The sequence below is a fragment of the Methanoculleus sp. genome (assembly GCF_030019085.1).
In the GTDB taxonomy this organism is placed as follows: domain Archaea; phylum Halobacteriota; class Methanomicrobia; order Methanomicrobiales; family Methanoculleaceae; genus Methanoculleus.
This window is the reverse complement of sequence record NZ_JASEFJ010000005.1, coordinates 14169-28028: the sequence shown is the minus strand read 5'-3', so window position 1 is coordinate 28028 and position 13860 is coordinate 14169. Positions and strand designations below refer to the sequence as shown.

The 13860-nt window shown below is 61.6% G+C and carries 9 protein-coding genes; 8 read left to right on the top strand and 1 reads right to left on the bottom strand.

Annotation, left to right across the window (positions count from 1 at the left end):
* Positions 1 to 3 precede the first annotated feature (3 nt).
* The 5 genes from QMC91_RS03805 to QMC91_RS03785 all read left to right on the top strand — a co-directional run bounded on the left by QMC91_RS03805 (position 4) and on the right by QMC91_RS03785 (position 5136).
* Positions 4 to 417 (top strand): Zn-ribbon domain-containing OB-fold protein, encoded by a 414-nt coding sequence (locus tag QMC91_RS03805; protein WP_300235564.1) that lies wholly within the window; start codon positions 4 to 6, stop codon positions 415 to 417.
* A gap of 545 nt (positions 418 to 962) precedes the next feature.
* Entirely contained in the window at positions 963 to 2171 is a 1209-nt protein-coding gene (locus tag QMC91_RS03800) for an HD domain-containing protein (RefSeq protein ID WP_300235562.1), read from the top strand.
* A 14-nt stretch (positions 2172 to 2185) separates the two neighbouring features.
* On the top strand, positions 2186 to 2740 hold the full coding sequence (locus tag QMC91_RS03795) for a UbiX family flavin prenyltransferase (protein ID WP_300235560.1): 555 nt from the start codon (positions 2186 to 2188) through the stop codon (positions 2738 to 2740).
* Positions 2733 to 3974, top strand: a complete 1242-nt coding sequence (locus tag QMC91_RS03790) for a UbiD family decarboxylase (protein WP_300235808.1) — start codon at positions 2733 to 2735, stop codon at positions 3972 to 3974. Before QMC91_RS03795 ends, QMC91_RS03790 begins: the two co-directional genes overlap by 8 nt.
* 1 nt (position 3975) lies before the next feature.
* Positions 3976 to 5136, top strand: a complete 1161-nt coding sequence (locus tag QMC91_RS03785; RefSeq protein ID WP_300235558.1) for an aconitase X catalytic domain-containing protein — start codon at positions 3976 to 3978, stop codon at positions 5134 to 5136.
* A 99-nt stretch (positions 5137 to 5235) separates the two neighbouring features.
* Here the strand turns inward: QMC91_RS03785 and QMC91_RS03780 are convergent, their stop codons facing one another.
* The gene (locus tag QMC91_RS03780; protein WP_300235804.1) at positions 5236 to 7917 is read right to left on the bottom strand and encodes an HAD-IC family P-type ATPase; all 2682 of its coding nucleotides are present in this window, start codon (positions 7915 to 7917) and stop codon (positions 5236 to 5238) included.
* 232 nt (positions 7918 to 8149) lie between these two features.
* On the opposite strand from QMC91_RS03780, the gene QMC91_RS03775 reads away from it, so the two are divergent.
* The 3 genes from QMC91_RS03775 to QMC91_RS03765 all read left to right on the top strand — a co-directional run bounded on the left by QMC91_RS03775 (position 8150) and on the right by QMC91_RS03765 (position 13833).
* Entirely contained in the window at positions 8150 to 9388 is a 1239-nt protein-coding gene (locus QMC91_RS03775; RefSeq protein WP_300235556.1) for a HEAT repeat domain-containing protein, read from the top strand.
* Positions 9381 to 9896: a HEAT repeat domain-containing protein gene (locus QMC91_RS03770; RefSeq protein ID WP_300235555.1), complete on the top strand. Its 516-nt coding sequence runs from the start codon at positions 9381 to 9383 to the stop codon at positions 9894 to 9896. Before QMC91_RS03775 ends, QMC91_RS03770 begins: the two co-directional genes overlap by 8 nt.
* Positions 9897 to 9969: 73 nt before the next feature.
* The gene (locus QMC91_RS03765) at positions 9970 to 13833 is read left to right on the top strand and encodes a DNA-directed DNA polymerase II large subunit (RefSeq protein WP_300235553.1); all 3864 of its coding nucleotides are present in this window, start codon (positions 9970 to 9972) and stop codon (positions 13831 to 13833) included.
* The last annotated feature ends 27 nt before the right edge of the window (positions 13834 to 13860 follow it).

The window sequence follows — 13860 nt, the reverse complement described above, 5'->3', positions numbered from 1 at the left end:
AAGATGTCAGTATCACGTTTCTGGAGAAAGATCCCACAACGCTACAACCTCATAGGGACGCAGTGTACGAACTGCGGCCGCTACTTCTTCCCGCCGCGAACACTATGCCCCGACTGCCGACGAAGCGGCAGGATCGTAAACCATAAGTTTTGCGGGTACGGGACGGTTGTCACCTACACGGTGATCCGGTCGGCAAGCGACCAGTTTGAGTACACCACCCCCTACGTCCTCGCGATCATAAAACTAGACGAAGGGCCACGACTCACCGCCCAGGTGGTCTGCTCTCCGGAGGAGGCAAGGATAGGGATGCGAGTGAGAAGCGTCTTCCGCCGCGTGGTAGCGGACGGAGAGAGCGGTGTCATCCACTATGGAACAAAGTTCGCGCCAGTGGAAGAAGACGGGGCTCATCTGACATAGATAAGAGACCACGCTCTATACTCTTATTTTTCTGGTTTCCACAAACTCCAGCAGAGACTGTGAGTTGCCCCAACCGGCATCTCCCGATGCCATCCACAATCCCTTTTGATCATCAGGCAGTGGTGTGATAACACGCACTTGCGAGGCCATCAAACCGGCGATCTGAAAGGTGAACCCCCGAGATTCCTGACATCGAGATAGACAGGCGGTCTCCTGCAAGCGATCGCGCACCCCCCCAGGGTAGCCGTCACCGGGCGGGGTTAATCATACCTGGAGGTTACCGGGTTGACGGCCTCTTCACTTGCAAGAAAAATATGACGGTGGCTTAATATTATACCCCGGTTATATATTCCTCGCAGGAGAGAAAGGGCGGTGCCGCTTTCGTCCCCGGAGGCCAGTAGCGGGGAGATCCGTTCCGCCCCCCATCTCACCCCCCATAACTTCGCAGGACACCCGGTGAACCCGGGAGAACAGAGACCTGAAGGAGGTGAATAAGGGCAGACTCCCCCGGAGATCCCGAACCGGGGTCTTCCTGCCCGGTCTGGATGAAGATCATAAAGGATCCGGTGCATGGTTACATCGAGGCGGACACCCTTGCGCTCAGACTGCTGGATACCGAACTCCTCCAGAGACTCCGCCACATAAGCCAGCTGGGGTTTGCAAACCTGGTATACCCCGGCGCGAACCACACCCGGTTTGAACACTCCCTGGGGACGATGCACCTTGCCGGACTGATGGCGGCGAGACTCGGGCTTGATGAAGATGAGAGCCGGCTCGTAAACACGGCCGCCCTCCTCCACGATATCGGTCACGGACCATTCTCGCACGTCACCGAACCCGTGATGGAGGAGTTCACAGGCCGAAGCCATCACGAGATCGATCACCTCCTCCGGGAGGGAGCGGTCGCAGAGATCCTGGAAGACGTGGGGCTCGACCCCGCAGAGGTCTGTGCCATCGTCGCCGGGAAACATCTTCATGCAAGCATCATCCACGGCAGCCTTGATGTCGACCGGATGGACTACCTGATGCGGGACGCCCATTACACCGGCGTGCCATACGGGACAGTTGACGCCCAGCGGTTGATCCGGTGCACTATCCTGTCCGAAACAGGGATCGCACTGGACGAGGGCGGGATCAATGCCGCCGAGTCGCTCCTGATAGCCCGGACGCTCATGCGTCCGGCGGTCTACTTCCATCACGTCAGCCGTATCGCGACAAGCATGTTCAGCCACGCCCTCCGGGAAGAGTTGCAGAACGTCCCGGCAAAGGACGCATGCAAACTGATGCGGATGGACGATGCCGCCTGCATGGAACGGTTGAAACATTCACCACACGCCATCAGCCGCGACCTTGCCCGCCGGGTATACAACCGAAACCTCTACAAACGGGCGCTCTATATCGGCGAAGACCGGGTGAATGCCGTAGCCCTCCGCCAGGAAACAGGGCCTGCACGTGAACGCGAGATCGCCCGTGCCATCGCCGAGACCGCAGGGGTCGGGCAGGACGAGGTTCTGGTGGACATTCCTCCCCTCCCCGGGGCTCTCTCGATGGAGATCAGGGTCAGGAACAGCCACGCGATGATGGATATCGAGGAGGTCTCGCCAATCATCAACACCCTGAACGATACCAGGCGACGCCAGTGGCGCCTCGGCGTCTATACCCCCGCAATGCACCGTCAGGTGGTGGAGCAGGCGGCGATGGAGGTCCTCCGGGTGAAGCGAGCGACAAAACAGGATAAACTTGTAGTTATATAAAGGATGTAGAAGACATGAAGAGGGAATTCGTCGTCGGGGTGACGGGGGCAAGCGGGGTGATCTACGCCCATCGCCTGCTCGAGGTGCTCTGTGAGCGGGCCAGGGTGCATATCATCATATCCGATACCGCCCGGCAGATCGCCGGGATCGAGGGTGTTGACCTCATGGGGTTTGACGCCATATACGCCGATAACAGCAATCTCGCTGCCGATATAGCGAGCGGGTCGTTCTGTTGCGACGGGATGGCGATCGTGCCCTGCAGCATGAAGACTCTTGCAGCGGTCAGCAACGGCTTCGCTGACAACCTGATCACCCGGGCGGCGGACGTCTGTCTCAAGGAGAGACGACCGCTGTTGCTACTACTCCGGGAGATGCCGCTCTCCCGGGTCCACCTGAAGAACATGCTTGCCGCCGATGAGGCCGGGGCGACCGTGATGGTCGCAAGTCCTCCCTTCTACCAGCAGCCGAAGACCATCGATGACCTTGTCGATATGGTGGTTGCCCGGGTGCTCGATCACATGGGGGTCAGACATGACCTTGGAACCCGATGGAGCGGATATGATGCGTGATTTCATTGAGATGATGCGGGAGCAGGGGAAGGTCGAGGAGATCGAGAACCCCTGCTCGAGCGTATACGAGGCTCCCCGAATGGCGAGCAGAACCGATAAGATCGTCTTCTTCCATAACCTCGACGGCCACCGGGGTGTTATGAACCTGCTTGCCAGCAGGGGAGCGCTTGCCGCGGCGCTCGGTGTTGATGAACGAAGACTCGTTCCCCATCTTGCGACCGCGACCTACAACGGCCGGGTGCTGGACGCAGGGCGGTGCGAGGGCGGCATTCCTGCAGACCTCTCCCGCCTCCCGGTGATGAAACACTTCCCGGGCGATGCCGGGCGCTACATCACCGGGGGTATCGTTTTTTCAAGTTACGACGGCGTTGAGAACGCCTCCATCCACCGGATGATGGTCATCGACGACCGTCACGTGGTGGCGAGGCTTGTTGAGGGACGTCACACCCACACCATGCTGAAGACGGCGCTCGCCCATGGGGAACGACTCCCGGTCGCGGTCACCATCGGCACCCATCCCCTGGTGACCTTTGCCGCCTGCACGCGCGTTCCTGAGGGGAAAGAACTAGCCTACGCTGCGGAATTGATGGGCGGGGAACTCAGTGTCAGGGAGTGCGAGAACGGAGTCCGGGTTCCCGACGCCGAGATCGTGCTCGAGGGCTACATTGGCCCGGAGACTGCACCGGAAGGGCCGTTCGTCGATATCACGGGGACATACGACCCCGTGCGCCAGCAACCGGTGATCGAGTTCAACCGTATCTACTGCAAGGACGACCCCATCTACCACGGCATCCTCCCTGCCGGCGATGAACACAAACTCCTGATGGGGGCGCCGTATGAACCGAAGATCTACCGTGCCGTGAGTGAGGTGACAACGGTGCGCGATGTCCTCCTCACAAAGGGCGGCGCCGGTTACCTCCACGCAGTTGTCAAGATCCGGAAGAACACACAGGGGGACGGGAAGAACGCTATCATGGCGGCCTTTGCGGCCCATACGTCCTTGAAGCATGTTGTGGTGGTGGACGAGGATATCGAGATCCACGACCCAGAGGACGTAGAGTACGCGATCGCGACCAGGGTGCGGGGGGATACCGATATCATGGTCATCACAGGAGTGCGGGGCTCGTCGCTTGACCCGATGCGCCTTGCCGACGGGACAAACGTGAAGGTCGGGATCGACGCCACCATGGTCATGGGAAGGGAGGATGAATTCAGGAGAGCGGGGTGGGTGTAAGATGTATCTTGATAACGATGATGAACGGGTGCTCGCAGGCGAGTTCGGCGAGACCCGGCAGAAGATGATGGAGATCCTGGTCGCGCTCGGAGAGGTCTACGGCGCCAGCAAACTCGTCCCGATCACAGGTGCCCAGGTGAGCGGTGCATCCTACAAGACGATCGGGAGATGGGGACTTTCCTGGCTGCAGAGCCTCAATGCCCGGGTGGTGGTCCCGACTGTATTAAACCCGATCGGTATGCCACGGGAAGGGTGGCAGGAGTTCGGGATCGATGAGGAGTTCGCCCGCCACCAGGCGGAGGTCGTCGAGGCCTACAGGAGACTCGGCGTCAGGTTGGAGTGCACCTGCACCCCCTACTACCTCCGGATCACCGAATACGGCGAGCACCTGGCATGGTCAGAGTCTTCGGCGGTTGTCTACGCAAACTCCGTTATCGGGGCCAGGACAAACCGGGAGGGCGGGCCGAGCGCCCTTGCGGCGGCGATCATAGGAAAGACGCCTTACTACGGTCTCCACATCGTCGAGAACCGGCGGCCACAGGTCGTCGTCGATATCGAGGCGGGAACCGGACCCCACGCCGGACACTGGGGCGCCATCGGCCATATTGTCGGGAAGAAAGTCGGGAACCGGATCCCGGTATTCCGGGGAATCCGGCCGACCCGCGACCAGCTCAAGGCCCTGGGTGCCGCGATGGCTGCAACAGGAGCAGTCGCGCTCTTCCACGTGGAGGGGATCACACCGGAGGCAAGGGTCTTTTCGTTTCCAACTGACGATCTTGACCGTGTGACGGTAACGGAAGACGAGATCGAGGCTCTCTTTAAAGAGACCGATGTCGAGGCGGTAGCTGTGGGCTGTCCCCACTGTTCGGTCGACGAACTCAGGGAACTTGCGGAACTCCTGCGAGGGAAGACCGCAAAAAAACCATTTTACGTCTTCACCGCGGCGGGAATCGCGAAGAATAACCAGGACCTGGTGAGGGTGATCGAGCGGAGCGGTGCCAGGGTGATCACAGACACCTGTATGGTCGTCTCACCACGGATGGACCTGTTCAGATCGATCATGGTGGACTCAGGGAAGGCCTTTGCCTACGTTCCTGGGATGTGCGGGGCGATCGCCCGGATAGGAACCAGGGCAGAATGCGTCAAGGTCGCAACTTCGTAAACCCCGCCCCGCTAAAAGCACCCGATACCCGGATCAACCCGCGCAGTATCCCTTTTACCCGGGCATGTGGCCACATGGGGACGGGAGAGAGCCTTTTTTTCACGTCCCGACGGCATCGCTCGCCATCCGGCCGATCTTCAACCGCAGGACCTTGTAAACCTCCCCGGCGATCAGCACAGGCAGACCGAGGATGGCAAGCAGTCCCCAGTCGGCAAGTGTGAGGGGTGCCGTCCCCATGAAGACCTGCATCAGGGGGACGTAGACCACCACCACCTGGAGGGCAAGCGTCCCGACGATCGCCAGTATCAGGGCGGGGTTTGAGAAGACCCCGATCCGATAGAGAGGAGACCGGAACGAACGGAAGTTCAGCGCGTTGTAGACCTCAAAGATTATGAGCCCGGTAAAAGCCATCGTCCGCGCCCGATCAAGGTCAACCTCATAGACACCCAGGAAGACGTGGAGGGCCAGGAGACCGATCAAGGCCCCCAGGGAGAGGATGATCAGGTAGGCGTTCCGGTTGAGTATGGGCTCCCCGGGGTCGCGAGGTCGTCGTTGCATGATATCCCGCTCGGCGGGTTCGAACCCGAGGGCCAGGGCGGTGAACCCGTCGGTGACAAGGTTGATCCAGAGGATCTGAACGGGGACGAGGATCAGCGGAAGACCGAGGAGGAGCGCCCCGACAATAGCGACGATCTCCCCTACATTGGAGGATAGGAGGTAGCGTGTGAACCGGGCGATGTTGTCATACTCCCGTCTCCCTTCCTCCACACCGGCGACGATGCTTGCGAAGTTATCGTCCACGAGCACCATGTCGCTCGACTCTCTGGCCGCGTCCGTCCCTTTGATACCCATGGCAATCCCTATGCTCGCTTTTTTGAGCGCCGGGGCGTCATTGACGCCATCCCCGGTCATGGCGATCACCTTCCGGTCGCGGGAGAGGAGGTCGACCACCCGGAGTTTGTGCTCCGCCGTTACCCGGGAGAGGACCTTTGTCGTCCGGAGACGCTTTGCAAGTTCGTCGTCGGAGAGAGATTCGAGATCGGCGCCGGTCAGCGCACCTTCACTGGAGAGACCGAGACCGCGGGCGATGGTGGATGCGGTCAGCGGGTTGTCTCCCGTGATCATGATGACGTCGATCCCGGCGCTCCGACAGAGGCTGATGGCTTCCGCCGCCTCCGGACGCGGGGGGTCGACTATCCCTGCGAACCCGAGAAAGACCAGGTCTTCCTCCACAGTATCAGGTGTCCAGTCTATACCCGGGGGGAGCGGGCGGCAGGCCGCCCCGATTACCCTGAGGCCCTGCAAAGCGTAGCCCTCGATAGCGGAGAGGATCTCTCTCCGGAGTTCGTCGGTGAGCGGGACGACCGACCCGCCCGAAAGCAATCGGGAAGAGAGGGTAAGGAGAACTTCCGGTGCCCCCTTCACGCAGGCGACGTAACCACCCCCTTTACGGGGACAGATGACTGTCATCCGTTTCCTGGTGGAGTTGAACGAGAACTCTTCCACCGGTTCGGGGAGGTCTGCACGGGAGAGACCGGCTTTGGCCGCCGCGACCACGAGTGCCCCCTCGGTTGGCGTGCCGAAGATCCTCCACCCCTCATCGTCCTGGCCAAGGCTCGCATGGTTACAGACGAGGACTGTGCGCAGAAATTGCCGGAGACCGGGATCCTCGAGCGGGTCGATCGGGGTGCCGTTGAGGATTAACTCACCCTCAGGGGCATATCCTGCACCCGTGACCTCGACCTCCGCGCCTGGCGTCCACACCCGGACAACAGTCATCTCGTTCCGGGTGAGCGTCCCGGTCTTGTCGGTACAGATAACAGAGACCGCACCAAGTGTCTCCGATGCCGGGAGGTGGCGGATAAGGCAGTTCCTCTGCATCATGTTCTTGACGCCCAGGGCAAGCGTCAGTGTCACGACCGCCGGAAGCCCCTCCGGGATCACCGCCACCGCAAGCGAGACGCCGACAAGGAACATCTCCAGAAGGTCTCGCTGTTGCAGGAGACCGATGACGACCGCGATCGCGGCGATCCCGAGAGCGATCAGTCCGAGGTCGCGGCCGAGCCTGTCCATCTGCCTGGCGAGAGGGGAGGTCTCATCCTCGACCTGCCTGGAGAGACCGGCGATCAGACCGAACTCCGTCTGCATCCCGGTGGCGACCACATACCCCCGACCGTGGCCGTTGACCACCGTTGTGCCGGCAAAGAGCATGTTGCTCCGTTCGGCAAGGGGCGTCTCCGGCGGGAGTGAGCCCGGTGCCTTGTCCACGGGCGCCGACTCACCCGTCAGCGGTGCCTCGTCAACCTGGAGCGATGTCGCCTCGATGAGGTAGATATCTGCGGGAACCCGCTCCCCCATCTCCACCACGACCAGGTCACCCGGGACTATATCCGCGGCATCGATCTCCCGCCGCGCCCCGTCGCGAATAACGACTGCACGCTGGACGAGCATCTTTTTGAGGGCCGCGATCGCCTCCCCGGCCTGCCACTCCTGGGTGAAACCGAGGATGGCGTTTAAGAAGACGATGCACAGGATGGCAGCAGCGTCCAGCGGTTCGTCGACCGCAAACGAGACCGCGGCAGCGATAATAAGGATGATTATCAGGACGCTTTTGAACTGGCGTAAAAAGACCTGAAACGGGGTCTCACGTGCCTCCTCCTGGAGTAGGTTCTTCCCGTAACGTCGCAGCCGCTCCTCCGCCTCCGCGGCGGAGAGGCCCGTAGGGCCTGTCCCGAGATTCCGCTGGACATCCTCCACGGAGAGGGTGTGGTAATCGGTCAGGGGTCAGCCTCCTGCAGGCGAGGCCTCTCCATCCTGCTCCCGGAAAAGACAGGCATATGCTCCCTGTTCTGCACCAAAAATATAAAAAGCAGACAGATCAACTCCAGGAACCCGGGATCTGCTGCTTGAGTGGCAGAGTAACCTCAAGAACGCAGGCGTTGCTTTCCAGAACTCGATGCAACCCGCAGCGCATAAACTCTTTTATGGGTACACACCGCATCCACTCTTCGGTATGACTCCTGAAGGGAGCAGAGAGTGGTTAGAGAGAGTGGCCAGACCTGCGGTCATCGTTCTCGTCACGGTACTTGCGGTCTCACTCGACCTCGCGTTTGGCACGGTCACCTACACCCACTTCTTCTACCTGGTGCTCATCCTGACCGCTTTCTGGTACCGCCGCCGTGCCGTTACCGTCGGCGTGTTGCTCGCCGCAGTCCACGTAACCATCGAGTATCTCTTTCGCGGCCCGCCTGATGCCTCGACCCTGGTCAGTGCAGGCACCTTCATCATCGCCGCCTGGCTTCTCGGTTACCTCTTTGAGGTCGCGAGCAGACGCACCGGGGGGCTGCACTTCCGCATCGGCGAACCTGCCGCGGCATCATGCGAACGTGATACCAGCCGACTGATCGCCCTCCTCTCAAACCGCGACCCCGAAACGCGCTACCGTGCAGCCGGGTGTCTGGGTGATACGGGCGACCCTGAAGCGGTCGAACCACTTGCCGCTCTCCTGACCGACCCCGATACCGGCGTCCGCTGGAAGGCGGCGGAAGCGCTCGGTAAACTCGGTTCCCCCGCCGTTGGCGCGCTCACAAAGAGTCTGCAGCACGATGACAGCGACGTCCGCTGGATGGCCGCGGTCGCCCTCGGGGAGATCGGCGATCCCGCTGCAGTCCCCGGACTGCTGGCCGTACTCGACGACCCCGACACCTACGTCCGGAGCAGGGCGGCCCTTGCGCTGGGTGAGATCGGGGAGGCTGCGCTGGAGGGCGTCCTTACCGCACTCCGCACCGGAGGCGAGCGCGTAAGATGGGGAGCGGCGATCGCGCTTGGAAAGATCGGAGGGGAGAGGGCTGTTGAAGCCCTGATCGGGGCGCTTTGCGACCCCGATGATGATGTGAGGCTGCGTGCCGCGGCGGCGCTTGCGGATATTGGTGAGGCGGCAGTCCCACGCCTCATAGCCGCTCTCGGGGCGGACGATGACCGTCTCCGGGAGGGGGCAACCGCCGCTCTAAGCCAGATCGGGAGAGTCGCCGTCCCCTCACTTGCCGCAGCGCTACGCGACGCTGGCGACTGGCGCATCCGTGCGGGGGTAGCCCGGGTTCTCGGTGAGATCGGCGACCGGCGAGCGATCGAGGCCCTGATCCAGGGGCTCGATGATACCCGGGAAGAGGTACGCAGGGCCGCCCGGGAAGCTGCTCTGGCGACATCAGGAAGACATAACTCTCGCGAGGAAGCACCTGAACGGTATGACTGACAGGATCGAGGAACTGATCGCCGACCTCCGGCACGATTCTCTCGAGGTGCGCCGCACGGCAACCGCAAAACTCGGGGCGAAAGGAGAAGAGGCCATCAAACCGCTCATCGCCGTAATGCAGACCGGGGATAACGACCTCCGGTGGTATGCCGCCAGCGCACTGGTGCTGATAGGCAGTCCGGCGATCGACCCGCTGATTGAGGCGATGCGAGGCACGGATGAGATCGATTTCAGGCGATACGCCGCCGCGGCCATTGCAGAGATAGGTGAACCCGCCATCGAACCCCTCATCGAGGTCATCGAGAGAGTCGACCACGACCTCATGCAGTTTGCCGTGATGGCCCTGTGCCGGATCGGTGAACCGGCGGTTGAACCGCTCCTCCAGTTGATGGAGAGTCCCGACCCCGATACGCAGGAACGCGCCGCTCTCATCCTCTGGAGGATGGGTGAACCCGGGGCCGGGCCGCTTGCCGAGGCGCTGAAGGCAAAAGACCGGCACCCCCACTGATATCTGATCAGGGTCGTCTGGTGTACCAGGCGGGAACGAGTCCCCTAAATGCCTGGAGGACGCATACTTCATCATGGAAGTTTCGCCCGCTATCGCCCGCTACTTTGAGGAGATCGATGCCGGACTCAAGGCTGCGATGCGCCTTGCCGGTGCCGCTCGCGCCCGCGGTCTTGACCCCCGAACGGAGGTCGAGATCCCGGTGGCAAGCGACCTTGCCGACCGTGTGGAGGCGCTCCTCGGGTACCGGGGTATCGCCGCCCGGATCCGGGAGCTTGAGCGGGAGATGTCCCGCGAAGAGGCCGCGCTCCGGATCGGCGACGATTTTGTGGCAAGAAAGTTTGGAGAGACCACACGAGAGGAGATCCTGGACCACGCCATCCGTGCGGCGATGGCCCTCCTTACCGAGGGTGTGGTGGCCGCCCCCACAGAGGGTATTGCAAAGATCGGCCTTGGAAAGAACGATGACGGTACGGATTACCTGAAGGTCTACTACGCTGGCCCAATCCGGAGCGCCGGCGGGACCGCCCAGGCACTCTCTGTGCTCGTGGGGGACTACGTCCGCCGGGCGCTCGGGATCGGCCGATACATCCCGCGGACGGAGGAGGTGGAGCGCTACATCGAGGAGATCCGGCAGTACAACAACATCATGAGTCTCCAGTACCTCCCGAGCGAGAAAGAACTCCGGATGATCATCGAGAACTGCCCTGTCTGCATCGATGGCGAACCGACCGAGCAGCAGGAGGTTAGCGGTTACCGGAACCTGGAACGGGTGGAGACTAACACCGTCCGTGGGGGTATGGCGCTGGTCGTTGCGGAAGGTCTGGCGTTGAAAGCCCCGAAGGTCCTCAAAAACGTCCGAAAGATGAAGATGGAGGGCTGGGACTGGCTTGAAGAGATGGTCAGCGGCGGCGCCCAGGCACAGAGCGATGAGGACGATGCCGGTGCCGCGATCAAACCCAAAGACAAGTACATCCGCGACCTCATCGGCGGGCGACCGGTCTTTGCGTACCCGATGCGCAAGGGGGGGTTCCGGCTGCGCCTGGGTCGAGCGCGTAACACCGGGTTTGCTGCGGCCGGCCTGAACCCCGCAACGATGCATATCCTTGGAGACTTCCTGGCGGTCGGGACCCAGATGAAGATTGAAAGGCCGGGGAAAGCAGCAGGGATTGTGCCGGTAGACTCGATCCAGGGGCCGACTGTCAAACTCCGGAACGGTGAGATAAGAAGGGTCGACGATGCAACAGAGGCCGGGAGGCTCGCAGGGCAGGTCGAGGAGATCCTGGACGTCGGTGAGATCCTGATCAGTTTCGGGGAGTTTATGGAGAACAACCACCCGCTGATGCCTCCTGCCTACTGCGAGGAGTGGTGGATGCTCGAAGGCGGGCAGCGCCACCCGGAGAACGAACTCGAGGCGATCGAGTTCGCGATCGAGGGGGCGCCCCTCCACCCCGACTACACATACATGTGGGACGATATCACGCCGACTGATATCGCACGGCTTGCGGATATGGTCTCAACCGGGGGCAGGATCGAGGATGGGGTGTTGCTGCTCCCGAACACCCCGGAGGTAAAGGCGATCCTTGAGGAACTCCTGGTGCCCCACCGCATCTCCGGGGAGAGGATCGCGATCCGGGAGCACCTGGTGCTCCTTGCCTGTCTCGGGTTGACGCTGCAACTGGAGAAGCGGCCGGAGTGGCAGGACGCCCCGATGGAGAACCCGCTTGACCTGGTTATGCACCTCTCGGGTTTCAGGATCCGTTCGCGGGCCGGGACCCGGATCGGAGGCCGGATGGGCCGACCAGGGAAATCGAAACCGCGGGAGATGCGTCCCCCGCCCCACTCACTCTTCCCCATCGGGGACGAGGGGGGTTCACGCCGGTCGTTCCAGGCGGCCTGCACCTCAAAACCCCGTTCCAACACAGATGGTGGGATGATCGAGGTTGAGGTCGGGGAACGGCGCTGTCCTTCCTGCGGTGCGTTCACCTACAGGAACCTCTGTGACTGCGGGACGCACACAAACCCGGTCTTCCGCTGCCCGAAGTGTGGAAAAGAGGTGGGCGAGGGTGCCTGTCCCCGGTGCAGGGTGGAGACGGTCTGTCTCCAGAAGGTCACGATCAATGTCAGGGAGGAGTATGCAGCGGCACTCGAACGGCTGGATGTGCGCGAATCATCGATAGCGCTCTTAAAGGGTGTCAGGGGACTGATCTCCCGCGAACGACCGGTGGAACCGATCGAGAAGGGGATCCTCCGATCGTTGCAGAACCTTTATGTATTCAAGGATGGCACCGTCCGTTACGATATGATCGACCTCCCCCTCACCCATTTCCGGCCGGACGAGGTAGGTGTCCCCATCGAGCGACTCCACGAACTCGGATACACCCGGGACATCAACGGTCGGGAACTTGTCTCGGCCGACCAGGTGCTGGAACTCCGTCACCAGGATATCCTGGTCTCGGAGGACTGCGGCGAGTGGCTTGTCCGGGTATCGAAGTTCATCGACGACCTTCTGGTGAAGGTCTACGGGCTTGAACCGTTTTACAACGCGGAGAAACCCCTTGACCTTGTCGGCCACCTGCTGATAGGGCTTGCCCCGCACACGAGCGCCGGGGTTCTCGCCAGGTTGATCGGGTTCTCGAAGGCCCCGGTGGGCTACGGCCACCCGTTCTTCCACGCGGCGAAGAGGAGGAACTGTTTTGCCGGCGATACCGAGATAACCGTCTCAGATGGGCGACGGTGGCTGACGATGCCCATACGGCAGTTCGTCGTGGAGAACTTCGATATCTCAAAGCCGGGGCTCGACCATCTCGGGACATACTACTCCGACCCCAAACAACCGTTCTATGTGAGAAGCATAGACACCCAGGGGAAGGTCAGCCTGAAACGGGTGACCTCGGTCTCCGTCCACCGCGCCCCGGCGCACATGATCCGGTTTGAGACCCGACGGGGGAAGATTCTCACGGTCACGCCGGATCACGCGATGCTTGTCTGGGAGACGGATTATCTCCGGAAGGTCCGGGCTCTCGAGGTCGCACCCGGTGACCGCGTCCCGGTGGAGGAGGGCGGGATCGTCGTGAGCGATGAGGTTGTGGCCTGCGAGGCGGTGCAGACGCTCGATGACCGGGTATACTGTCTCACGGTTGCCGATAACCACACCCTGGTTGCAAACGGGATCTTCTGTGGGCAGTGTGACGGTGACGAGGACTGCGTGATGCTCCTCCTCGACGGGTTGATCAACTTCTCCCGCTCCTACCTCCCGGAGACCCGGGGCGGGACGATGGACGCCCCGCTCGTACTTACGACCCGGATCGACCCGACAGAGGTCGACAAGGAGTGTCACAACGTCGATGTCTGTGACCACTACCCCCTGGAGGTCTACAACGGTTGCCTCGCTTACGTCCACCCAAAGGACCTCGACGACTACGTTGACAGGGTGGAGCGGCGACTCGGCACCCCGGCCCAGTTTGAGGGGTTCTCTTTCACCCACCCTACCTCTGATATCTCGGCGGGGCCGCTCGAGTCGACCTACACAAAACTCGGGTCGATGCTTGAGAAACTGGAGGCGGAACTTGAACTCGCGAAGAGGATCCGGGCGGTGGATGAGGATGACGTCGCTGAACGTGTCCTGAACACGCACTTTATACGCGATCTTCAGGGGAACCTCAACGCCTTTTCAAAGCAGAAGGTGCGGTGCATGAAGTGCAACGCGAAGTACAGGCGGATGCCGCTTGCCGGGAAATGCACCCGTTGCGGGGGAAACGTTATCCCCACGGTTCACGAGGGTTCGGTGAAGAAGTACCTGGAGATGTCGCGAAACATCTGTGCAAACTACCGGGTCTCTGAGTACACAAAACAGCGGGTGGAGGTGCTCGCGATGCAGATCGAGTCCACCTTCGGCGAACCCCCACAGCGGCAGCTCGGGCTTGCGGACTTTATGTGAAGAGGGAGGCTGCGTTACAACGCTCCC